Source organism: Arthrobacter sp. L77 (assembly GCF_000816565.1).
GTDB classification, from domain to species: domain Bacteria; phylum Actinomycetota; class Actinomycetes; order Actinomycetales; family Micrococcaceae; genus Arthrobacter_D; species Arthrobacter_D antioxidans.
Genome location: NZ_JWSU01000004.1, coordinates 454,965 through 475,408, shown reverse-complemented (window position 1 = coordinate 475,408; position 20,444 = coordinate 454,965). Strand labels below are relative to the sequence as shown.

The 20,444-nt window shown below is 69.9% G+C and carries 24 protein-coding genes; 8 read left to right on the top strand and 16 right to left on the bottom strand.

From position 1 onward, the window contains the following. Positions 1-7 precede the first annotated feature (7 nt). From RY94_RS04810 to RY94_RS04795, 4 genes are all read right to left on the bottom strand, one after another. Positions 8-2,272 (bottom strand): beta-glucosidase family protein, encoded by a 2,265-nt coding sequence (locus tag RY94_RS04810; RefSeq protein ID WP_043442299.1) that lies wholly within the window; start codon positions 2,270-2,272, stop codon positions 8-10. A gap of 175 nt (positions 2,273-2,447) precedes the next feature. After that, positions 2,448-2,909, bottom strand: coding sequence for a hypothetical protein (locus RY94_RS04805; protein ID WP_156135019.1), 462 nt, complete (start codon positions 2,907-2,909; stop codon positions 2,448-2,450). A 287-nt stretch (positions 2,910-3,196) separates the two neighbouring features. Continuing rightward, complete coding sequence (locus RY94_RS04800; RefSeq protein ID WP_043442293.1) at positions 3,197-3,676, bottom strand: MarR family winged helix-turn-helix transcriptional regulator; 480 nt, start codon at positions 3,674-3,676, stop codon at positions 3,197-3,199. 96 nt (positions 3,677-3,772) lie between these two features. After that, positions 3,773-4,789 carry a nitronate monooxygenase gene (locus tag RY94_RS04795; protein WP_082046059.1) on the bottom strand — a complete coding sequence of 339 codons (1,017 nt, stop codon included), beginning with the start codon at positions 4,787-4,789 and terminating at the stop codon, positions 3,773-3,775. Between the two features lie 62 nt (positions 4,790-4,851). Here RY94_RS04795 and RY94_RS04790 point away from each other — a divergent pair, with 62 nt between their 5' ends. Then, entirely contained in the window at positions 4,852-6,195 is a 1,344-nt protein-coding gene (locus RY94_RS04790; protein WP_043442288.1) for a DUF2254 domain-containing protein, read from the top strand. A 55-nt stretch (positions 6,196-6,250) separates the two neighbouring features. On the opposite strand, the gene RY94_RS04785 is transcribed toward RY94_RS04790, so the two are convergent. Further along, positions 6,251-6,694, bottom strand: coding sequence for a hypothetical protein (locus RY94_RS04785; RefSeq protein ID WP_197060594.1), 444 nt, complete (start codon positions 6,692-6,694; stop codon positions 6,251-6,253). A gap of 132 nt (positions 6,695-6,826) precedes the next feature. On the opposite strand from RY94_RS04785, the gene RY94_RS04780 reads away from it, so the two are divergent. Together RY94_RS04780 and RY94_RS04775 are read left to right on the top strand one after the other, a co-directional pair. Continuing rightward, positions 6,827-7,156, top strand: a complete 330-nt coding sequence (locus RY94_RS04780; protein ID WP_043442286.1) for a PadR family transcriptional regulator — start codon at positions 6,827-6,829, stop codon at positions 7,154-7,156. A gap of 2 nt (positions 7,157-7,158) precedes the next feature. After that, a complete protein-coding gene (locus RY94_RS04775) occupies positions 7,159-7,518 on the top strand; it encodes a DUF1048 domain-containing protein (protein WP_043442283.1) in 360 nt (119 codons plus the stop codon). A 45-nt stretch (positions 7,519-7,563) separates the two neighbouring features. Here the strand turns inward: RY94_RS04775 and RY94_RS04770 are convergent, their stop codons facing one another. From RY94_RS04770 to RY94_RS04745, 6 genes are read right to left on the bottom strand one after another with little or no spacing between them, the layout of a single operon-like run. Then, the gene (locus tag RY94_RS04770; protein WP_197060593.1) at positions 7,564-8,367 is read right to left on the bottom strand and encodes an aldolase/citrate lyase family protein; all 804 of its coding nucleotides are present in this window, start codon (positions 8,365-8,367) and stop codon (positions 7,564-7,566) included. Then, entirely contained in the window at positions 8,352-9,137 is a 786-nt protein-coding gene (gene hpaH, locus RY94_RS04765; protein ID WP_043442282.1) for a 2-oxo-hept-4-ene-1,7-dioate hydratase, read from the bottom strand. The genes RY94_RS04770 and hpaH overlap by 16 nt, the downstream gene beginning before the upstream one ends. A 33-nt stretch (positions 9,138-9,170) precedes the next feature. Further along, positions 9,171-10,247, bottom strand: coding sequence for a 3,4-dihydroxyphenylacetate 2,3-dioxygenase (gene hpaD, locus RY94_RS04760; protein ID WP_043442280.1), 1,077 nt, complete (start codon positions 10,245-10,247; stop codon positions 9,171-9,173). A 35-nt stretch (positions 10,248-10,282) separates the two neighbouring features. Then, positions 10,283-11,833 (bottom strand): 5-carboxymethyl-2-hydroxymuconate semialdehyde dehydrogenase, encoded by a 1,551-nt coding sequence (hpaE, locus tag RY94_RS04755; RefSeq protein ID WP_043442277.1) that lies wholly within the window; start codon positions 11,831-11,833, stop codon positions 10,283-10,285. Positions 11,834-11,842: 9 nt separating this feature from the next. Further along, complete coding sequence (locus RY94_RS04750; protein WP_082046057.1) at positions 11,843-12,595, bottom strand: GntR family transcriptional regulator; 753 nt, start codon at positions 12,593-12,595, stop codon at positions 11,843-11,845. Continuing rightward, positions 12,588-14,048: a fumarylacetoacetate hydrolase family protein gene (locus RY94_RS04745; RefSeq protein WP_043442274.1), complete on the bottom strand. Its 1,461-nt coding sequence runs from the start codon at positions 14,046-14,048 to the stop codon at positions 12,588-12,590. The genes RY94_RS04750 and RY94_RS04745 overlap by 8 nt, the downstream gene beginning before the upstream one ends. Positions 14,049-14,272: 224 nt before the next feature. On the opposite strand from RY94_RS04745, the gene RY94_RS04740 reads away from it, so the two are divergent. Beyond that, positions 14,273-14,527, top strand: a complete 255-nt coding sequence (locus RY94_RS04740; protein WP_052273951.1) for a PLD nuclease N-terminal domain-containing protein — start codon at positions 14,273-14,275, stop codon at positions 14,525-14,527. A 54-nt stretch (positions 14,528-14,581) separates the two neighbouring features. Here the strand turns inward: RY94_RS04740 and RY94_RS04735 are convergent, their stop codons facing one another. From RY94_RS04735 to RY94_RS04715, 5 genes are all read right to left on the bottom strand, one after another. Next, the gene (locus tag RY94_RS04735) at positions 14,582-15,202 is read right to left on the bottom strand and encodes a hypothetical protein (protein ID WP_043442271.1); all 621 of its coding nucleotides are present in this window, start codon (positions 15,200-15,202) and stop codon (positions 14,582-14,584) included. A gap of 59 nt (positions 15,203-15,261) precedes the next feature. Then, on the bottom strand, positions 15,262-15,831 hold the full coding sequence (locus RY94_RS16680; RefSeq protein WP_052273950.1) for a DUF6286 domain-containing protein: 570 nt from the start codon (positions 15,829-15,831) through the stop codon (positions 15,262-15,264). Continuing rightward, positions 15,828-16,307, bottom strand: coding sequence for an Asp23/Gls24 family envelope stress response protein (locus RY94_RS04725; protein WP_052273949.1), 480 nt, complete (start codon positions 16,305-16,307; stop codon positions 15,828-15,830). The genes RY94_RS16680 and RY94_RS04725 overlap by 4 nt, the downstream gene beginning before the upstream one ends. Further along, positions 16,304-16,486, bottom strand: a complete 183-nt coding sequence (locus RY94_RS17675; protein WP_043442268.1) for a hypothetical protein — start codon at positions 16,484-16,486, stop codon at positions 16,304-16,306. Before RY94_RS17675 ends, RY94_RS04725 begins: the two co-directional genes overlap by 4 nt. A 150-nt stretch (positions 16,487-16,636) precedes the next feature. Beyond that, complete coding sequence (locus tag RY94_RS04715; RefSeq protein ID WP_052273948.1) at positions 16,637-17,161, bottom strand: Asp23/Gls24 family envelope stress response protein; 525 nt, start codon at positions 17,159-17,161, stop codon at positions 16,637-16,639. Positions 17,162-17,630: 469 nt separating this feature from the next. Here RY94_RS04715 and RY94_RS04710 point away from each other — a divergent pair, with 469 nt between their 5' ends. The 4 genes from RY94_RS04710 to RY94_RS04695 are packed head-to-tail and all read left to right on the top strand — an operon-like array spanning position 17,631 to position 20,422. Then, on the top strand, positions 17,631-18,242 hold the full coding sequence (locus RY94_RS04710) for an RNA polymerase sigma factor (protein WP_231554417.1): 612 nt from the start codon (positions 17,631-17,633) through the stop codon (positions 18,240-18,242). Beyond that, positions 18,233-18,853, top strand: a complete 621-nt coding sequence (locus RY94_RS16675; protein WP_052273947.1) for an Asp23/Gls24 family envelope stress response protein — start codon at positions 18,233-18,235, stop codon at positions 18,851-18,853. The genes RY94_RS04710 and RY94_RS16675 overlap by 10 nt, the downstream gene beginning before the upstream one ends. After that, entirely contained in the window at positions 18,843-19,244 is a 402-nt protein-coding gene (locus RY94_RS04700) for a hypothetical protein (protein WP_043442263.1), read from the top strand. The genes RY94_RS16675 and RY94_RS04700 overlap by 11 nt, the downstream gene beginning before the upstream one ends. A 50-nt stretch (positions 19,245-19,294) precedes the next feature. After that, positions 19,295-20,422: a hypothetical protein gene (locus RY94_RS04695; protein WP_043442260.1), complete on the top strand. Its 1,128-nt coding sequence runs from the start codon at positions 19,295-19,297 to the stop codon at positions 20,420-20,422. Positions 20,423-20,444 lie beyond the last annotated feature (22 nt).

Genomic DNA, 20,444 nt, shown 5'->3' with positions numbered 1-20,444 from the left:
GTCGATGTCAGGAAGGTGGCCCGTCCGCGCCGCCTTCCTCGCCCATCGGTCTTTCCAGCCCTCCGGGGCGTCGCAACCGGGGTGCGTCCGCCCAGCTGCCCGGGCTGTGCTGGCCGGCGAGCAGCGCCCAGTCACCCGCCCGGGGGGACCAGCGCCGCGTGGCCGGATCGCGCTGCAGGGTGGGCCCCGCATCCAGGGCGACCCGCACCGTTGTCTCCGCGCGGGGCTGCAGGGTCACCTTCCGGAAGCCCAGGAGCTGGGCCACCGGCCTCCGGGCGGACACGTCCGCGCCGTACACCTGGATGACGGTCGAGCCCTCGCGGTCGCCCGTATTCGTCACGAGCACGTGTGCTTCGCCGCCCGAGTCGTCGAACCTGTGATCGAGCAGCCGGTGCCCGATCGTCGTGTAGCCCAGGCCGAAGCCGAACGGGAACGCGGGTGCATGTCCCTCGCGGTCCAGCCGGCGTTGACCCCACGCGTCGTCGTAGACGGCGGACTTCGCGGTGCGGTCGAACGGTGGCAGATGCGCGGCGTCCGTCGGCAGCACGAACGGCAGCCGCCCGCCGGGCTCCGTCCTGCCGGTCAGCACGCTCGCCAGCGCGCGGCCGCCCTCCATGCCGCCGTACCAGGCGATGAGGAGCGCCGGCACACGATCCCGCCATCCCTCCGTGAGGATCGCGCTGCCGCCGATCAGCACGACGACGGTCCGGGGATTCGCAGCGACGACCGCGTGGATGAGGCGCACATCGGCCGGGCGCAGGTCCAGGGAGCTGCGGTCGCCGCCCCGGACGAAGCGTGACGCCACGTGTGCGACACCGATGAGCAGCCGACGGAGGAATCCCGAGCCGAAGGCCCGGCCGAGCACGCTCACGTCGACGCCCCCGGTGACGACGGACTCGCCCTCGTCGTGCTGGTCCAGGCCGACGACGACGATCGCGGTCTCCGCTGCGGCTGCCAGCGCGGCCGCTGCGCGCTCGTTCCTGCCGGAGGTGGTCGTGATCCGGACCCGGGGAAGTGCCTCACGCAACCCCTGCAGCGGAGAGACCGTGGACGGAGGCCGGACGCGGGAGGAGCCATGATCGCCGAGGTTCGCCCGTGTCGCGAGCCGTCCGATCACGGCCAGATGCCCGGTGGTGGGCGTCAGCGGCAGCAGCTGGACGGCGCCGACGGGTTCGTTCTTCAGCAGGACGATCGACTCCTCGGCGGCCTGGCGGGCAAGCGCCCGGTGCGCCGGGGACGCGACAAGGGCGGGGGACGGGCCCGCCGCCTCCCGGGTCACGGCGTGCAGCACGCACGTGCGCAGGATGCGGTGCGCGGACCGCAGCACGGTCGCACGGGCCAGGTCGCCGCGCCGCAGCGCGGCCGGCAGATCGCGGGCGCGCAGCAGTCGCAACGGCATCTCCACGTCCATCCCCGCCTCCAGGCTGAGGGCCGCATCGTGGACGCCGAACACCCAGTCGCTCGTCACGAACCCCGTGAAGCCCCACTCGTGCCGCAGCACCTCCGTGAGCAAGGGGCGATTGACGTCCATGTACTCGCCCCGGACCCGGTTGTAGGCACTCATCACGGAGTCCGCGCCGGCGTCCACGACGGCTTTGAAATGCGGTAGGTACACCTCGTGCAGGGCGTGGTCGTCGACCGACACGTCCACCTCGAAGCGCTCGTCCTCCATCGAGTTGAGCGCGAAGTGTTTCACGCATGCCATGGCGTGCACGCGTACGCCTCGCGTGAGGGCCGCCCCCATCCGGCTGGTGAGCACGGGATCCTCCCCGTAACACTCCTGCGCCCGGCCCCACGCGGGATGGCGGAGCAGATTCACGCAGACGGAAGCGGAGTAGTTCGCTCCCCGCGCGCGGGTCTCGAGACCGATCGCGTGACCGACCCGCTCCTCCAGCAGCGGATCCCAGGTCGCGGCTCGTGCCATCGTCACAGGGAAGGCCGTGGATGCGCCGATCACCACGCCGCGGCCGCCGTCGCTGAACCGGATGCCGGGGATGCCGAGCCGCGGGACAGCCCCGGCCACGAAGGGCCGCCGACCCAGCAGCGTCGGGATGAGCGGGAGCAGCAGGCCGGGGGAGTCGCCGTCGAGCAGTCCGAGGATCTCCCTCTCCGTCATCAGGCCGATCAGGTGATCCGCGGCCTCGTCGGCGTCGATCTCGCCCTCCCCGACGGCCCGGACCGCCTCCCCGTACGCGCTGCCCGACCGCGCCGTCACGTCCGTCGAGGCAGGCCCGTCCTCCCGCGCTGCCCGACGCCTTGCAGCCATCTTCATGCCCTTGATTCTGCACCCTCCACGGACGCGGGCGTGGACGCGCGGCATCGTGACGATCCACCACCGCAGTACTGTTCCAACAGTGCCACCCTCCACGCCGACGGCCACGGGACACCCGGGCAGAAACTCGAGACCTGGTCGGCGCTGCAGGGGGTGTCGCCCGCAGGTCCGGGGCTCAGTCGGGGAGATACGGCTCGTACTGGTCGAGCGTGCCATCGAGCACCGGTACATCGAGTGTGGCGGATTCCGAGGGCGTCGCCAGAGTGATCTGCGTGAGCGCACCGGGGGGCGCTTCGACGGTGCTGAGGATCTCTTCATTGGTGTCCAGCGGGTACTGGCCGTTGGCCGGCACCGTCACCGCCACCTGATCGTCCGAGTCGCTGATCATGACCTCGACGGCGGCGGAGGACTCGTTGTCGAGCGTCCCCAGGAGGCGGCCCGGCCTGCCTTCCTCGGCAGAGACTATGAGCATGCTGCGCAGTTCCACGACACCGACCTGCCCGTCCTCGCCGGTGGCAATGGCATCCATGCTTTCCTCGGGAGCGCTGCAGCCGGTCATCGCCACTGCGGCCATCACCGCCAGGGCGGCTGAACGTCGGGCCAGGGACTGACGACGACCGTACGTGGTGCGTTGCATGAGAGCTCCTTCGTAGGTATCCGGGCGGTCCCGGTCTGCAGTGGACGATCCGCTGGAGAGTGTCGCAGAAGGATGCGCGGATCCGTCGTGGACGGGGATCGGCGTCCCTTGCTCGGTCTCAGGAATCGCGGGCGCGCTGCGCTTCGGGCAATCGTAAGCAGGCTGTCTTTGCCTGACCAAGCACAGGGACGGTCGTTCGAAGAACCGTTGCGAAACCGCAACTACTCTGTTACCCGGGTCGACGATCCGGCACCGCCGCTCCTGCGGCCCGGCCGGACCGTCTCGGCTCAGAAGCCGAGCCCGAGAACTGCCGGCAGCGCTTCCTGCGAGCCCTCCCCGGCCGCTTCGGCGAACGAACCCATCACGGTCGGCAGTCCCTGGCGGTCCTGGGCCGGCATCCGGCCGATGATCTCCGCCAGCGCGGCCCTGCGATACGCCATGAGATCCGCCACGAACCGCGTGCCTGCATCGGTCAGGCGCAGCTGCAGGAAACGCCGGTCCGAAGGGTTCTCGCTGCGTTCGATCAGGCCCGAGGCGACGAGACGATCACAGGTCCGGGTCGCATTGGATGCATGCACTCCGAGGTCGTCGGCCACTGCACCCAGGGTCTGTGCTCCGCGGCTGGCGATGAGCACCACCACCCGCAGTTGGGCCGGCGAGACCACGTCCTCGATCTCCGCCAGAGACTTCGCCACCACGGCGATCAGGACCCGGGACGCGCGCATCATCGCGTCGATCTCACCGTCGGACACCCCATGTTCAGTCATGGCGACCAGTATCCGCCGCGCTTTTGCGTCAACGCAAAGAACACCACGTCCTGCGGCCATCGGCGACGGCGGCACCTGATCCTGTCCACGGCAGGATCAGGGGGTCAGCGCGGCGACGATGTCGGCCGCGGAGCCTTGCTGTGCACGGCGGTACCCGGTCCCGGCCCAGAGGTGGAGTGCCTGCACATCGTTGCGCGCGGCTGCGGCTGCGCGCAGGGGGGCGGTCAGGTGGTGGACGTGGGGGTAGGCATGGCTCGTGATCGGGTGGTCGTCGATGAAGCGGTTGCGCAGGCTCCGTGCCGGTCGTCCGGTGAATGCGCGCGTGACCGACGTTTCCGTGAAGCGTGGGTCCTTGAGCGCCGAGCGGTGCGCAGGGGATGTTCCCGCCTCGTCGGCCAGCAGCAGCGCCGTTCCTACGTGGACGGCGACCGCCCCGGCGCCGAGTATCTCGCCGGCGAGGGTGCGCGTACCGATGCCCCCGCCTGCTACCAGAGGCAGGTCGGTCATGGTCCTGATGGTGGCGAGAAGTGCAGGAAGCGGGTGTGTACCGGGTTCGGCGGCGGGGTCGAAGGTTGCGCGGTGGCCTCCGGCCCCGGGCCCCTGCACCACGAGGACCCGGGCGCCCTGGCCTGCGGCGGTGCGTGCTTCAGCAGCATCCGTGACGGTCACCGCGGTGAGGATCCCCAGCTCATCGAGTTCGTGCAGAACGGTGGCGGCCGGGCAGCCGAAGGTGAAGGACACCATGTCCGGTCTCTCCGCGCGCACGACGTCGAGCTTGGCCTCCCACGCATCGTCGTCCCAGCGGGCCCTCCCGAGCTCGACCCCGTGCCGGTCCGCCTCCACCTGGAGCTCCTGGCGGTATGCCTCGAGCTCCTCCTCGTCGGGGTCGGTGGCGGACACGACGAAGAGGTTGACCCCTACCGGGCCGTCGGTGAGGGCCCGGGTGGCACGGATCTGCCGGCTGATCTGATCCGGCGACCTGTACCCACCGGCGAGGAACCCCAGGCCACCGGCATTGGTGACCGCCGCTACCAGCTCAGGTGTCGAGGGCCCTCCGGCCATGGGCGCTCCGATGATCGGACGGCGCAGCGATGAAAGGTCAGAAGCAAGCACGAGGCCTCCTGTGTAGCCCACAAGCAGTCGGCTCGCTGTGCGAGTGGTCCAGAATGAGCAGCATGGATATGAGTAAAGAGTCCGTGCGGGAAGCCCTGCGTGTCCAGTTGTGGCCCGTTCCACTGGTCGCAGTCGTCCTCGCCCTGATCCTGGGGCAGACTCTTCCCTCTCTTGATCGGCACCTCGACGACAGCATGCCGCCGGTGGTTTCCGGGATCCTGTTCGGCGGGGGGCCCGAGGCGGCGCGGTCACTGCTGGAGACGATCGCCGGTTCGACCATCACCGTCACCGCGCTGACCTTCTCACTGACGGTCGTCACCCTGCAGCTCGCGAGCAGCCAGTTCTCCCCGCGGCTCCTGCGTACCTTCACGCGGGACCGCTTCGTCCACAACACACTCGCCCTGTTCCTTGCGACCTTCGTCTTCGCTCTCACGGTGCTGCGGAGCATCCGGGTGGAGACCAGGGCCGGGCCGGCGTTCGTCCCCGAGATCGCCGTGACCACCGCTTTCGCGCTGACGATCATCACCGTCATCGGCCTCGTCCTGTTCCTGGCCTACCTGGCACGGCAGATCCGCGTCGAGACCATGTTGCGTGATGTGCATCGCGAGACCGACGAGACCCTGGAGCGTGTCTTCCCCGAGCACGACTCACGACGGCCGAGCATTCCGTCCCCCGGCGGCCGACCGGACATCGTCCATGCATCGTCCTCGGGCTTCCTCACCCGCGTCGACACCAGGGCCCTCCTGTCGGCTGCAGCGCGGCTCGAAGCCTTCGTGTCCCTCGATGTGGCGCCCGGGGCGTCGCTCGTCGCCGGGGTGCCGGTCGCCCGCGTGTGGAGTGCACAGGCGGGTCCGCTCGACGGTGACCGGCTGGCTGGGCTGGCGGACGCGGTGTCCCGGTCCCTGAGAACCGACTTCGAGCGCACGGCCACGCAGGACCCGTCGTTCGGGCTGCAGCAACTCCTCGATGTCACCGACAAGGCCCTCTCACCCGGCGTCAACGACCCCACGACCGCGGTCCACGCGCTCAGCCACATCTCCGCGGTCCTCTGCTCCCTCACCGCCAGGACGACCGGACCCGTGACGCTGTACGACACCGATGATCGAGCCAGGCTGAACCTGACGCTTCCCTCCTTCGCGGAGCTTCTCGATCTCGTCATGGACCAACTCGTCACCTATGCCTTCACAGGCCCTCGGACAGCGGGTCGGAGCATCGCCATGCTCTCCGAGATCACGATCACCGCGTCCCGGGCCGGCACTCTGGCGACCCATGCGCCGGCCCTTCACGGCCACCGGGCACGAGCACGGAGGGCGGTCGAGACATCGACGCTCGACCCGGTGATCCGTGCCGATCTCCTCTCCCAGCTGAACGACATCGACCAGCAGCCTCAGCAGTCACGCGCCTGAAGGGAGGCGCTGCGATCGACGTCGACGGTGGATCCGGTGCGGACGGTGAGCTCCGTCAGGATTCAGGGGACGGGGCGGACGATGGCCCGGGGTCGGAAGGGACCGTCCGGGAGGCGCGGGCCACACGCAGCAGGGTGACGGCGAGCGTCCCGGCCACCGGGGTCCACACCAGGCGCTCGACCCGGGACCGGGAGGCGAGGTTCATCACCGTCCCGAGCATCATCAGCCCCGACGCCACCCTGAGGATCCGGCGCCGCGCCGTCGGTCCCGGGCCCCGACCGAGGGTGACTGCCACCAGCGCGGCGTAGGCCAGCGTCGATGCGGCGCTCGACGCCCGGTACCCCGCCGGCAGCACGCCCCGGTGCGCGCCCCCGTAGGCGGCCTTCCCCCAGGGAGCACCGGCGGCCAGTGCTGCCTGGAAGGCGGCGACGACGGCGAGGAGGAGGGCGGCGAGGGTCACCGGCCCCCGCGGGGCGACGGCGAGGAGGCGAGGGGTCATGCTCGGAGCGTAACGAATTCTCCGGCGCGGGAGAACCGTCGGGAGGATGCCGCTACTCCCTCTTGCTATCTACCGGTACCCAGTGTTACTTTGTACCGGTAGATAGCAAGAGGGAGTAGAAGGAGGGGGCCGATGGGCAAGCAGGCGACGGAGATGCTGAAGGGCACCCTCGAGGGAATCGTCCTCGCCCTCCTGGCCGGCAGGGCGGCGTACGGCTACGAGATCACGGCGTGGCTGAGGGAGCAGGGCTTCACGGACATCGCGGAGGGCACCATCTACGCACTCCTGATCCGCGCCGAGCAGCGCGGCCTCGTCGACGTCGAGAAGGTGCCCTCCGAGAAGGGGCCACCGCGCAAGGTCTACTCACTCAACGCGCAGGGACAGGACTACCTCAACGAGTTCTGGAGGACGTGGAGCTTCCTCTCGGAACGGCTCGAACAGCTCCGCGAAGGAGGACGGTGACCATGTGGATCGAGAAGATCGTCGGGGACCTCGGCGGCAAGAAGCGGTACAGGGCGTACAGGGAGCGCGTCCGCCGGCTGCCCGAGGGCTACCGTGAGGCGGCCCTCGCGCTGGAACACTACCTCCTGAACCTCGGACCCAGCGGCGACAGCACGAGCCTCATGGCGATGCTGGACGACCTCGCCGACCTGCTCGAGCAGGGCGTCGCCGCGGGCACGCCCCTCCGCGACGTCGTCGGCACGGACCCCGTGGCATTCGCCGAGGAGTTCATGCAGAACTACGGCGGAGGAAGCTGGATCCGGAAGGAACGGGACCGGCTCGCCAGGGCCATCGACCGCGCCGAGGCCGAGGAGCGGCGCTGACCACCCCGCCTCCCCCGCGGGCATCGGCTGTTGCGCCCGGGGCCGTCAGTAGCTGGTGCCCGGACCGTCGTCGGAGCTCGGGATGAACCCGGCGGCCAGGGCCTCGGACCCGCGGGCGAGCAGGGAGACGTCGGCGCCGACCAGGACGAACCCGGCTCCGCCGTCCAGGTACCGCCGGGCGACGGACGGGGTGAAGGCGTTGACTCCGGCCGGCTTCCCGGCCCGCGCCGAGGCAGCGAGGCAGTGCTCGACGGCGGCCACCACCTCGGGATGTTCCTGCCGACCGAGGAGGCCCATGGACGCGGCGAGATCCGACGGGCCGACGAAGATCGCGTCGACGCCGTCGACGGCGAGGATGGCCGCCACCGCCTCGACGGCGGCCGCCGATTCGATCTGCACGGTGACGCTGATCGTCGAGGACGCGTGCGCCAGGTAGCCGGGCACCCGGTTCCAGCGGGCCGCCCGCGCGAGCGCCGACCCGACGCCGCGCACGCCCTCGGGTGGGTAGCGGGTCGCGGCGACGGCGGCCTCGGCGTCCGCGACGGAATGCACCATGGGGACCAGCAGGTTCTGCACGCCCAGGTCCAGGTACTGCTTGATGAGCACGGCGTCGTTGACGGGCGGCCGGACGAGCGTCTGCACCGGGTACCCGTGGACGGCCTGCAGTTGCGCGAGGATCGACTCGAGCCCGTTCGGGCTGTGCTCGGCGTCCACGAGCAGCCAGTCCAGTCCGGAGTCGGCGCAGATCTCCGCGACGAGCGGGCTGCCCGAACACACCCACATGCCCACGAGCGGGCGGTCGGCGGCGGCCAGTGCGTCGCGGAAGGAATCCCCTAGTGGAAGCGGCATGTGACGGCTCCCAGCGGTCCGTAGTCGGCGTGGACCGTATCGCCCCTGTCCACCCAGAGTGGGCGGGTGAAGGACCCGGCGAGGATGATGTCCCCGGCGTGCAGCCCATCCCCGTGGGCGGCGATCTTGTTCGCGAGCCAGTGCACGCCCCTGGCCGGATGGTCGAGGACCCCCGCGGCCACGCCGGTCTCCTCGACCACCTGGTTCTTGTAGAGGATGGCGGACACCCAGCGGAGATCGACGGCGTCGGGCCTCACCGGCCTGCCGCCCACCACCATGGCGCCCATCGCCGCGTTGTCCGAGATGGTGTCGACGATGGTGCGCCCCTCCATCTCGATCCGCGAGTCGAGGATCTCGAGGGCGGGCACCACGTAGTCGGTGGCGTTCAGGACGTCGACGATGGTGCAGCCGGGCCCGGTGAGATCGGTCTTCAGCACGAACGCGAGTTCCACCTCGACCCGCGGACGCGTGTAGGCGTCCCACGACACCGAGCAACCGGTCTCGAACACCATGTCGTCGAAGATGGCACCGTAATCCGGTTCCGTGATGCCCGTGGCGGCCTGCATGGCCCGCGACGTGAGCCCGATCTTCCGCCCCACGAGCGTGCGGCCGGCGTCCTCGTTCCGCCGCCGCCACAGCCGCTGCACCGCGTAGGAGTCCTCGACGGTCATCCCCGGGTAGCGGGCGGTCAGCAGCGGGACCGGTGTCCGCGTCCGGGCGGCGTCGAGGAGCTCGTCGGCGATCTGGCTGATGGTCTGCGGATCAAGCATCGGGGTTCCTTCGGTGGCTCGTGGGCGCGGACGTCAGAGCTGGGTGCCGAGCTTGAAGCCCTCGACGCCGTCGTCGTCCCTGCGCGTGTAGGAGAAGCCGTCCGCACCGACGGTGACGGCCATCTCGCTGCGTTCGTCCCGCTCGACGACGGGCTGGGGGTTGCCGTCGAGGTCCAGGACGAGGGACGCCTCCGAGTACCAGGACGGCACCACGGGGTTGCCCCACCAGTCGCGGCGCTGGTTGTCGTGGACGTCCCAGGTGATGGTGGGATTGTCGGGATCGCCCGTGTAGTAGTCCTGGCAGTAGATCTCGACGCGGTGGCCGTCCGGGTCGAGGATGTAGAGGTAGAAGGCGTTGGAGACGCCGTGCCGCCCGGGTCCGCGCTCGATGCGGTCGCTGATGCGCAGGGCGCCCATCTTGTCGCAGATCTGGATGATGTTGTGCTTCTCGTGGGTCGCGAACGCCACGTGGTGCATGCGCGGGCCGTTGCCTCCGGTCAGCGCGGTGTCGTGCACGGTCTGCTTGCGGTGCATCCAGACGGCGTAGGTGACACCGTCGGAGTCCTGGATGTCCTCGGAGACGCGGAAGCCGAGGTCCTCCAGGTAGGCGCGGCCGCGCGGCACGTCGGGGGTGACCTGGTTGAAGTGGTCCAGGCGCACCAGCTCGCCGGCCGAATACAGGTCGTAGCGCTGGGTGAGGCGTTCCACGTGCTGGACGTCGTAGAAGAACTCGTACGGGAAGCCCAGCGGGTCCTCGACGCGCACCGAGTCGCCGACGCCCTTCGTGAACCCGTCCCGGCGGCGTTCGGTCCGGCAGCCCAGTTCGCGGTAGTAGGCCTCGGCGGCGTCCACCTCCGCGGGTGACTTCACCCGGTAGGCGAAGGCCGCGACGGCGGCGATCGGGCCCCGCCGCAGCACCAGGTTGTGGTGGATGAACTCCTCGAGCGAGCGGAGGTAGATCGCGTTCTCGTCCTCCTCCGTGACGTGCAGGCCGAGGACGTCGACGTAGAACTCGCGCGAGCGGGCGAGGTCGGTGACCACGATCTCCATGTAGGCGCAGCGGACGATGTCCGGGGCGGGGACCGAGGGGGTGGGAACGGGGGTGGTCATGGGATTCTCTCTTCGTCGAGCGAACGGAGGAAGGCTCAGCCTTCGGTGGCGGCGGCGTCCGTGACACTGCCGAACTTCGGGGTGTGGACGGTGCCGAGCGTGATGTGCACGGCCTGCTGGTCGGTGTAGAAGTCGATGGAACGGTAGCCGCCCTCGTGGCCCAGCCCGGAGGCCTTGACGCCGCCGAAGGGCGTGCGCAGGTCGCGGACGTTGTGGCTGTTGAGCCACACCATCCCGGCCTCCACGTCCTGCGCGAACGTGTGGGCGCGCGTGAGGTCCTTCGTCCACACGTAGGCCGCGAGCCCGTAGCGCGTGTTGTTGGCGAGCGCCAGGGCCTCGGCGTCGTCCTCGAACGGGGTGATGGCGACGACGGGCCCGAAGATCTCCTCCTGGAAGATCCGCGCGTCGGGGGAGACGTCGGCGAAGACCGTGGGCGCGATGTAGTTGCCTTCGGGCAGGTGCTCGGGGCGTCCGCCGCCGGCGAGGAGGCGGCCCTCCGTCTTGCCGATCTCCACGTAGGAGGCCACCTTGGCGTAGTGCTCCGGATGCACGAGCGCCCCGACCTCGGTCCGCGGATCGTGCGGGTCGCCGACGACGATGGTCTTCGCGCGGGCCGCGTACTTCTCGCAGAACTCCTCGTAGACGGCGCGCTCCACCAGGATGCGGGAGCCGGCGGTGCAGCGCTCCCCGTTGAGGGAGAACACGCCGAACAGGGCCGAATCGATGGCGGCGTCGAGGTCCGCGTCCGCGAAGACGATGCACGGGGACTTCCCGCCGAGCTCCATCGAGAGCCCCTTGAGGTGTGCCGCCGCGTTCCGGAAGATCGTCTGGCCCGTGGTCGTCTCCCCGGTGAAGGAGATCAGCGGCACGTCGGGGTGCTTGACGAGGGCGTCGCCGGCCTCCTCGCCGAGGCCGTTGACGAGGTTGAAGACGCCGTCGGGCAACCCGGCGTCCTTGAAGATCTGCGCCCAGAGGGACGCGGAGAGGGGCGTGAACTCGGCGGGTTTCAGGACCACGGTGTTGCCCGTGGCCAGGGCGGGCGCGAGCTTCCAGGACTCCAGCATGAACGGCGTGTTCCAGGGCGTGATCAGTCCGGCGACGCCGATCGGCTTCCGGTTCACGTAGTTGATCTGCGAGCCGGGGACCTTCATGGCGTCGTCGAACTGGGCCACGATCAGGTCCGCGAAGAAGCGGAAGTTCTCGGCCGCGCGGAGGGCCTGGCCCTTCGCCTGGGTGATGGGCAGGCCCGTGTCGAACGTCTCCAGCTCGGCGAGCCGGGCCTCCTGCGCCTCGACGGCGTCGGCGATCCGGTTCAGCACGCGGGCGCGCTCGCGGGGCTTCATCCGTGGCCACGGTCCGTCGGTGAAGGCCTTCCGCGCGGCGGCGACGGCGAGATCGATGTCCTCCTGCCGGCCCGCCGCCGCGGTGGCGTAGGTGGTGTTGGACACCGGGTCGAGCACATCGAACGTCCCGCCGCCCACGGAGTCGACGAACCGGCCGTCGATGTAGTGCTGGAGGGAGGACGGCAGTCCCTCGGGGATGTGCTGCGCGGTCGCTGCGGTCGGCTGTGCACCGGAGATCGTCATGGGTGGGTCCTAACCGTGGTCGTGTGCTGCTGCGGAGCCTGCTGGGGTGGCTGCTGGGGAGGCTGCTTGGGTGGCTGCTTCGGTGGCGCTGAAGTGCGTCAGGTAGGCGTCGAGGGTGGCGCTGCGGTGGAGGCGGGCGGCCCGTTCCACGGTGTCGGCGTCGGCCCCGTCCGCGAGGAGCGCGAGCAGGTGCGCGTGCTCCTCGACGGACTCGCGGGCGCGCTCGGGCACGAAGCGGAAGGTCGAGGAGCGCAGCGAGGCGAGCCGGTTCCAGCCGCGGTGCACCAGGTCCAGGATGTGCGGATTGGGGCAGCGCTCGAAGAGGATGGCGTGGAAGTCCTGATTGAGCCGGGTGAAGCGGAGGGGGTCGAAGTCCTGCAGGCTCGCGCGCATCTCCTCGTTGACCGCCCGGGCCCGCTCGAGGTCCGCGACGCCGATCAGCGGCGCGGACAGCGCCGTCGCCGCTCCCTCGACGAGGCTCAGGGTCTGCATGGTGTAGAGGTATTCTGTGGGGTCGATCCCCGCGACCGTGGCTCCGACGTTCCGCTCGAACGTCACCAGTCCCTCGGCCTCGAGCCGGCGGATGGCCTCCCGCACGGGCACCACGCTGACCCCCAGATCCTGGGCGATCGCGGCCAGGACCAGTCGATGGCCGGGCGGATAGGCGCCGTCCACGATCCGCTGCTTCACGGCACCGTAGGCCTGCTGCGACTTGCTGCCCGCCGCGGGGGCGTCGTCGGTGGTCGCGGCCGGCTCAGCCATCGGCGCGCCGCTCCTGCCACCGGGCGTAGCGCTCCCGCCAGGCGGCGTCCATCGGGTACAGGCCGTCCACGCCGTGCCCGTCGGCCACCATCTCCGCGATGAAGACCTCCTCCCGTTCCTGCGCGACGGCGTCCTCGGCCAGGTCGGCTGCGAGGGCGGGAGGGATGACGAGGATGCCGTCCGCGTCCGCCACGATGATGTCGCCGGGCTGGACGGTGGTCCCGCCGCAGGCGATCGTGACGTCGGTGTCCCACGGGATGTGGCGCCGACCCAGCACGGCGGGGTGCGGGTTGGCGTAGAAGGTGGGCATGTCCATGGCGGCCACCGCGGCGAAGTCGCGGACGCCGCCGTCGGTGATGATCGCCGCCGCCCCGCGCACCTGCGCGCGGAGGGCCAGGATGTCCCCGACCGTGCCGGTGCCCTTCTCGCCGCGGGCCTCCATCACGAGGATCTCGCCCTCGTCGACGGTGTCGACGGCGCGCTTCTGGGCGTTGTAGCCGGCGCCGTGGGTGACGAAGAGATCCTCGCGGTTCGGCACGTAGCGGAGGGTACGGGCGAGCCCGACGACGCGCCGGCCCGGCTGGGTGGAGGTCAGGCCGTCGATGCTGACGTTGTTCAGCCCGCGCTTGCGCAGCTGGGAGGAGAGGGTGGCGGTGGAGACACTCTCGAGCGTCGCCTTCAGTGCGGGTGTCAGGACGATCGCCGGCGCGGGCAGCCCGGCCGCCTCGCGGGAGCCGTAGGCCTCCTCGCGCTGGACGTCGTCGACCTTCGGACGGGCACCGAACGCGGCCAGCGGCGTCGTGCCCTCGGTGACCGTCGTGGCCAGCCGCCCCGTGGCCAGGCCGCCCGCGGTCACCTCGACCTCCAGCAGGTCACCCGGACCGGCGACCGACGCTCCGGCCGGCGTGCCGGTGAGGATGATGTCGCCGGCTTCGAGCGTGAGGAGCTGGGACAGGTCCGCGATGAGTCGCGCGAACGGGAAGAGGAGGTCGTCGGTGGTGTCGTCCTGGACGAGCGCGCCGTTGTGCCAGGTGCGGATCCGGAGGGCGGCGGGGTCGACGGCGTCGGCCGGCAGGAGTCCCGGGCCCACCGGGGTGAAGCCGTCCGCGCCCTTGGACCGGAGGTTCGAGCCCTTGTCCGCGTAGCGCAGGTCGTAGACGCCGAGGTCGTTCGAGGCCGTGACCCACCGGACATGGCTCCACGCGGTCCCGGGGGAGACCCGGCGGGCGGGGGCGCCGATGATGAGCGCGATCTCGCCCTCGAAGCCGAGCAGCTCGCAGCCCGCGGGGCGTTCGACGTCGGATCCGGACAGGGCGAGGGAGGATGCCGGCTTGAGGAAGTAGGACGGCTGCTCGGGCGTGCGGCCCCGCTGTGCGGCACGGCTGGGGTAGTTGACATGTACCGCGATGACCTTGCGGGCTGCGGCCAGGACGCCGTCGTCGAGCAGTTCCACCCGTTGCTCCTCATCGAGTACGAAATCGTATACGAAGAGTAGGCGGGGCTTTCCCGGTGCGTCAAGGGTGGTGCTTCGCCGCCGTCCCGGAAATTTCGCCTCGGGCATGGTGGTGGGACGCGGTCCGTGGTGGAATCTTGCATCCGAATGTTCCGCCCGGCCCGTGCACGGGGAACGAGGCATCAGCTCCGCTTCCGGCACCGGCTCCGACCCGGGAGACACCCATGGCTGACCGCAAGGCATCGACCCATCACTCGAAGAAGGCCGCCAGGAAACGCTGGAGCGACCTGACGGACGGGCAGAAGGCGAGGGTGCTGGTCCTCGGCGCCCTCCAGCTGTCCCTCGCAGCGTTCGCCTGGATGGACCTCGCCACACGGCCCAGGGACACCGTGAACGGCAGCAAGGGCATGTGGGCCCTCATCATCGCGATCAACTTCGTGGGCCCCGTGGCGTACTTCTGGAAGGGGATCAGGCGCTGACGCCACCGGTTGGAGCCCTCCTGCCCGGTGGCTGTGGTCGGGAGGCGATGGCGGTCAGAGGACAGCCGTGGTGTCGTTGCGCTGCCGATTCCCGACGGTGACCAGGACGGCGAGTTTCCGCAGGGGTGTTTCCAATGCTGTTTCGAGGTCCCCTGCGACGTCGGAGTGGATGCGGTGCAGCAGGTCCTGGACATCCGCGCGATCGTCGACCCTCACGTTGAGCGCGAGATCGCAGGCGCCGGCACTGCCGCGCAGGAGCGCGTCGGCTCCGGTCACGCCGGGAAGGCGCTGCACATGGCTCTCGACTGCCTCGGAGAACACCTTGGGCTCGCACAGGGTGTACCCGGCGGCCCCGTCCTCGGCGTGGAGGCGGAAGGTGCGGGCCTGATGGCGGCGGGGTATCTGTGCGAGCAGCCACAGCAGGGCCAGGATCCCCGTGAGCACGGCGACGATCGTCAGGACGATTGGCGCGATATCGGCCGCGACCACGTCCCCGAAGGACTCCGGAAGCGCGGGGTCGGCCGGCTGCGCGGCGCTGAAACCCGGATCCAGCGAGTCGGTGATGGTGGCGGCGGCCCCGGTGGCGAGCAGTATCCCGGCCGCTCCGAGGAGCAGGGCCAGCAACCCGATGATGGCCAGCCATGTGCGATTGAGCCGTCCGGCGGTGTCCCTCATGAGTTCCTACTTCCGTTTCTACTGCGACCGGCCATCGAGCGGCCGTGGGCTGACAGTGCTTAGTCGTTGGTGGTGCGGACCCGGACCGTGATGACCGGTTGAGGCGTGACCCCGAGCTCCTGCATCTTGGTTCCGAGGGACGCCTTCAGGCGATCGGCCAGATCACCTGCATCGTGCAGGGGCGTCCGGACCTCGACGTCCATCCGGGTGGCGGTGGTGGAGACGGAGCTTCGATCGACGCCGTCGGTGCGGTCGATGTGAGCTGCCGCGATCCGGCTCAGTCCGCGGTGGGTGACCACGGCTTCGGATGTCCCTGCCCGGCGGTTCTCCGGTTCGACGAGCCGGATGGTTCCCCGTTGGCCGGGGAGGATGCCGGCCAGCAGCAGGATCAGTCCGAGGGCGGACAGGATGATCGCGGCCGCCACGACCTGCGGCGAGTTCCACGCCAGCGGCGCGAGACCTTCCCGCGCCGCTCCCAGGAAGCCGGGCCATGAGCCGGTGGTGATGCGGGTGATGCCGATCCATGCTCCGGCCACCGAGACGGCGAGCAGGACCAGCGCTGTCAGGGTTGCCGGGAGGGACCGGCTCGAGCGGCGATGCAGGGATTGGGAGGTGCTTGGGTGGCTCATGCGAGCTCCCTTCGGCCCTGGCCCCGGGTGGGGTCGAGGAGGGTGTTGATGTCGATGTCGACCTGCCGGACGTCGAGCCCGCAGATCCTGGAGACGTCGTCGCGGACCGTTGCCCGCAGAAGCTCCGTGGTCTGCTTCAGCGGTGCCGGGTAGGTGATGCCGACCTCGAGGCGGAGGGACGCGATGAGCCCGTTGAGCTGGACGTCGGCCTTGGGCCGGGCCGTCTCCTTGTGGCGGGCACCGAGCCCGAGGAAGCCCCCCGTGGGTCCGCTCACGCCGGGGACGGTCGATGCGGCATTGCTCGCCACCTTCTCGATGGCCCGTTCCGCGATGACCAGCGTTCCCCTCGTCGAAGGATCAGAGGTGGCGGACCGGGTGGAAGGGGTGGGCGAGTCTGCCCGGGAGCGCCCCGGACGAAGTTCGGTTCCCGTGTGCCGGGCCGAGGCCTGGGAGGCGGTGGGGTCCACGTCGCTCACCGGCGGGTGGTGGATCGTCCGGTCAGTGCCCCGAGATCGAGCTTGCCGTCGATGATGCGGGCGACAACCAGGCCGACGGCGCCGAAGAACGCGACGAGGACGAATTCGTAGAATCCGCCGAACGCTGCCGCCCATCCCAGGACGAGGCCGGTCAGCAGGCCCATAGCTGTGGTGCTCATAATCGGGTGCCTTTCCATTGAGCGCCTTCTCGGGGCGCGATTACAGGTGGGGTATGACGGTCGAGGCGCTCGGGTGAGGCCTCATCGCCCCGTGTCCGGGGCCATCACCGGAAGCATGGCGCGGTGATGGCCCCGATGGCCCGGTGGGTCCTACTGCAGTTCCGCGCGGGCGGTGGCGTCGTGGGTGTCGGTGTCCTCGTCCTCGGGCAGGTGAACATCGGTGACGTTGATGTTGACTTCGATCACTTCCAGCCCGGTTGCCTCCTCGACGGAGGAGATCACGTTGCGGCGGATCATCTGGCTGACCTCGACGATCGATGCGCCGTGCTCCACGACGATCGACAGGTCGATCGCCGTCTGGCGTTCCCCCTTCTCGACGCTGACCCCGCCGCTGACGTTGGTCTGGGATCCGGGGATGCGCTCGGAGAGGCTGCTGAACGCCCTGCGCCCAGCACTGCCCATCGCGTAGACGCCGGGAACCTCGCGGGTGGCGATGCCGGCGATCTTCTGCACGACGGTCTCCGCGATGGTGGTGTGGCCCAGCCGGGTCTGCAGCGGTCCTACCGGCTGGGTCTTCTCGACCTCCTGGGACTGCTCCGCCTGGCGCTTCTGCTCCTCGCCCGTGGCGGGAATGACTGCTGCCCGGCGTGCTGCGGTGCTCTGGTCCTCTGTCATCTGAATCGATCTCCTGTGTGAGGGGTTCCTGCCGTACACACTTAAAGACGCCATCGATCCCGGATCGTCACGCCGACGGTGCACTTTTCTTGCATGACTTCTCCTCGCCTCGACAGGCGCCCGCAGAGGGCAGGGCGCACCGGCCGCGACATGCTCGCCTATGCTGAACGAAATGGGCCGGTTCCGTCGAGGCCGGCCGCGTCGAGTTGGAGAGGAAGCAGATCCCGTGGAATCCCGACACGACGATGATCAGCAGCCGCCCCGACACCCTTCCCTGCCGGACATCGAGGCACGCCCGGATGCTGACCTCGTCTCCCTGGTCGAGACGGCCCCGACGGGCCGGATGATCGGGCGGGGCCCCGGCACCCGCGAAGAACTGCTGCGGGGTCATGCACCCCCGCCGTCATCCGGGCCCGAACCGCGGCCGGGGCATCGGCCGGAACCCGTCCCTGACGGAGTGGGATCCGCGGTGTCGCTGGACGACCTCGATGAGCTCACCGTCGTCGCCCGGGCGCAGGACGGCGACCTCCACGCGTTCGAATGGCTGATTTCCGCCTATCAGGGCGGAGTCTTCCGGCTGGCATTCCGGATGCTGGGCGATCACGCGGAAGCCGAGGACATCGTGCAGGAGACCTTCATCGCCGCGTGGCGCAACCTGCCGAACCTCTCGGCCCCACAGGCCTTCATCCCGTGGCTGTACCGGACGGCGACGAACAAATGCTTCGACCAGCTCCGCAGCAGCCTTCGACGGCCCACCGACCCTGTCTCCTTCGACGACGGCGCCCCCGGGACGCCGGGCGCTGGAGGAGAGGGTGAGCTGTGGAACCAGCTGTCCATGCCGGCCGGGGGACCCGCCCAGGACCCGGCGGTGTACCACGAGACCGAGGCGCAGATGCAGGCCCTAGCCGATCTCCTGCAGACCGTCCCGGCCGGCCTCCGGGTGTGCTGGTTGCTGCGGGGAGTCCACAACTTCTCCTACGCTGAGATCGCCGCGATCGTGCAACAACCCGAGAGCACCGTTCGTGGACGTATTGCACGGGCCCGACGACTCCTCGCAGAAGGGATGCAACCATGGCGTTGAATGAGGACCAACCGCGGCTGGGGTGCGGACGGCTCATCGACGAGGTGTGGGCGTCCATCGACCAGCCGCCGAGCACGCATGAACAGACCTGCACCGACTGCCAGAGCGCGCGTGCAGCACTGCACCACCTCGTCGCGGTCACCGAATCGATGCGCGACCGTGATCGGGACAACCCCGCCCTGCAGCCGGGTAACCGCGTGAAGGAGGCGATCATGATGGTCGCCCGGGCCGAGGTCCGCCGGAGCCGGCGCACCCCGCTGGCCACCACGCCCCTGGGCACCATCGATATCAGCGAACAGGCCCTGAGCGCACTCATCCGCTTCGCCGCCTCGACCCTGCCCGGCGTCCGCGCGCGACGCTGCACCGTCACCGCGCCCCGGACCATCCAGGCACCCCAGGCAGGCCAGGCCCCGCAGGGAGGGGCGTCCGCGACCACGATGATCGACGTCGAGGACGTGCGGATCACCCTCACCGTGGCTCTTTCGTCGCAGGTGAGAATACCTGCCACCATGGAACTGCTCCGCGAACGGGTCGGGACCATCGTGCAGGCCCAGACCTCCATCACCATGCAGCAGATCGACATCCTCGTGGAGGACCTCTATGACCTCTGAGCATCCCTCCCAGGCGAGGGTCGTGGACCTGGACAGCATCGCCGACACGCTCGGCAGCACCATCGTCGCGCACCCCGGGGTGGTGCGCCTGGAGCCGACCGTGCGCAGCGTCATGACCCGGTGGAAGGTCGCTTCGGTCAATCAACTGCACAGGACCCTGCGGTCCGACACCGCGTCCCCGACCGTCGCCACCCGTGACGGCCTGGTCCTCTCGCTGACCGACGGCGTCCTCGACATCCACATCGACGTCGCGACCAACATCGCCAGGCCTGCCCTCGGGCTGGCGCGCGAGGTGCAGGACATCGCCGCACACCTGATCCAGTCCAGCGGCCTGACCGTGGGACGCGTCGACGTCACGATCCTGGCCATCGAAGGAACACCCGAGACCTGACGGTCCGCGGCGCCCGGCTGGTCCGGCGCCACCGTCGACCGAGGAGAGCCATGGCACCGGAGATCGACCCGCACGACCTGGCCCCCAGGCAGATCGAACTGATCAACGAGGGCCGCAAGCTCGAGGGCGTCCACCTGTCGATCTTCGGTTACTTCGGTGGTCCGGAGCTGCAGGGTGACTGCATCGGACGCATGCAGCTCGACGAGGACGGCCGGCTCCCTGCGTCCGACTACGAGTCTCCCGAGGAGCGGCTGGAGCAGCTGGTCCTCGCGCAGCTGCTCCGAGGGGCCCTGCGGCAGTCCATCCCGATCGTCCTGGGCGGGATCTTCGACGACATCTTCGCACTGCGCACCCTGGAGGCCGCCGGTGGCGACCTGCAGGAGTACATCGCCTCCGCCGGGGCGCGCGTCGTCGACATGTTGCCGCCGTCGTACCGGCGTCACTACACCTCCGCTCTCCTGCAGCGTCTCGCGGTCGTCGCTGCCGAGGTGGCCTCGGACTTCGAGCTCGGCTGGGAGGGGCCTCGCACGTTCGCGCACGGGCTCGCGGCCTACTGCTTCGCGAAGAAGGGGGTCCGGCACGCCGACGCGGAGTACGGTGCGGGCCTGGGAGCCGTGGACCTGGATCGCCTGATGATCGGGCTGCTCGGGGAGACCGCCGTGCTCGAGGAGGCCTACCGGCGGCCGCCGGACACCAGGGAGCCGGATGAACCTTCCTGGTTCGTGCCCTACGACCCGGCATGCCGGGTCAACCCCTATCTCCACCCGGAGGGGATGCCCAGCACGGAGCAGGTCGATCTGCTCGAACACCAGCTCGGCCGCGAGGTCCCCGAGAGGCACCCGGGCCCGGCCCGCCAGAAGGCCCTCGCGGAGGGTGTCCTGGTCGACATCAGCCCGTACGCGTCCCGCGAGTACTTCCTGTGTCCGGTCGCCGTCGAACACTCGGTCGTCGCAGCCCTCGGTCTGCACGGCCTGCCGCCGGAGTCCGAATGGGAGGACCTGCTGCTGCACCCGGCCTGGCACGGCGCCGCGGAGCACCCCGCCTGGACCAGCTTCGACTACATCGCCGTCGGCTTCGAAGGCCAGCAGCTGTACGTCGCGATGGTCGCCGGCACCGACGAGATGGACTCGCCGGTCCTCACCATCCAGTACCTCGGCGAGGTCATCGACGAGGCGTAGGCCTGGTGCCGACGGAGCCGAA

What these genes read in the sequence shown, in the direction of transcription:
- RY94_RS04810 (WP_043442299.1), bottom strand. Translation starts at nt 2,272, where the DNA reads ATGAAGATGGCTGCAAGGCGTCGGGCAGCGCGGGAGGACGGGCCTGCC.
- RY94_RS04805 (WP_156135019.1), bottom strand. Translation starts at nt 2,909, where the DNA reads ATGCAACGCACCACGTACGGTCGTCGTCAGTCCCTGGCCCGACGTTCA.
- RY94_RS04800 (WP_043442293.1), bottom strand. Translation starts at nt 3,676, where the DNA reads ATGACTGAACATGGGGTGTCCGACGGTGAGATCGACGCGATGATGCGC.
- RY94_RS04790 (WP_043442288.1), top strand. Translation starts at nt 4,852, where the DNA reads ATGGATATGAGTAAAGAGTCCGTGCGGGAAGCCCTGCGTGTCCAGTTG.
- RY94_RS04785 (WP_197060594.1), bottom strand. Translation starts at nt 6,694, where the DNA reads ATGACCCCTCGCCTCCTCGCCGTCGCCCCGCGGGGGCCGGTGACCCTC.
- RY94_RS04780 (WP_043442286.1), top strand. Translation starts at nt 6,827, where the DNA reads ATGGGCAAGCAGGCGACGGAGATGCTGAAGGGCACCCTCGAGGGAATC.
- RY94_RS04775 (WP_043442283.1), top strand. Translation starts at nt 7,159, where the DNA reads ATGTGGATCGAGAAGATCGTCGGGGACCTCGGCGGCAAGAAGCGGTAC.
- RY94_RS04770 (WP_197060593.1), bottom strand. Translation starts at nt 8,367, where the DNA reads ATGCCGCTTCCACTAGGGGATTCCTTCCGCGACGCACTGGCCGCCGCC.
- hpaH (WP_043442282.1), bottom strand. Translation starts at nt 9,137, where the DNA reads ATGCTTGATCCGCAGACCATCAGCCAGATCGCCGACGAGCTCCTCGAC.
- hpaD (WP_043442280.1), bottom strand. Translation starts at nt 10,247, where the DNA reads ATGACCACCCCCGTTCCCACCCCCTCGGTCCCCGCCCCGGACATCGTC.
- hpaE (WP_043442277.1), bottom strand. Translation starts at nt 11,833, where the DNA reads ATGACGATCTCCGGTGCACAGCCGACCGCAGCGACCGCGCAGCACATC.
- RY94_RS04750 (WP_082046057.1), bottom strand. Translation starts at nt 12,595, where the DNA reads ATGGCTGAGCCGGCCGCGACCACCGACGACGCCCCCGCGGCGGGCAGC.
- RY94_RS04740 (WP_052273951.1), top strand. Translation starts at nt 14,273, where the DNA reads ATGGCTGACCGCAAGGCATCGACCCATCACTCGAAGAAGGCCGCCAGG.
- RY94_RS04735 (WP_043442271.1), bottom strand. Translation starts at nt 15,202, where the DNA reads ATGAGGGACACCGCCGGACGGCTCAATCGCACATGGCTGGCCATCATC.
- RY94_RS16680 (WP_052273950.1), bottom strand. Translation starts at nt 15,831, where the DNA reads ATGAGCCACCCAAGCACCTCCCAATCCCTGCATCGCCGCTCGAGCCGG.
- RY94_RS17675 (WP_043442268.1), bottom strand. Translation starts at nt 16,486, where the DNA reads ATGAGCACCACAGCTATGGGCCTGCTGACCGGCCTCGTCCTGGGATGG.
- RY94_RS04715 (WP_052273948.1), bottom strand. Translation starts at nt 17,161, where the DNA reads ATGACAGAGGACCAGAGCACCGCAGCACGCCGGGCAGCAGTCATTCCC.
- RY94_RS16675 (WP_052273947.1), top strand. Translation starts at nt 18,233, where the DNA reads ATGGCGTTGAATGAGGACCAACCGCGGCTGGGGTGCGGACGGCTCATC.
- RY94_RS04700 (WP_043442263.1), top strand. Translation starts at nt 18,843, where the DNA reads ATGACCTCTGAGCATCCCTCCCAGGCGAGGGTCGTGGACCTGGACAGC.
- RY94_RS04695 (WP_043442260.1), top strand. Translation starts at nt 19,295, where the DNA reads ATGGCACCGGAGATCGACCCGCACGACCTGGCCCCCAGGCAGATCGAA.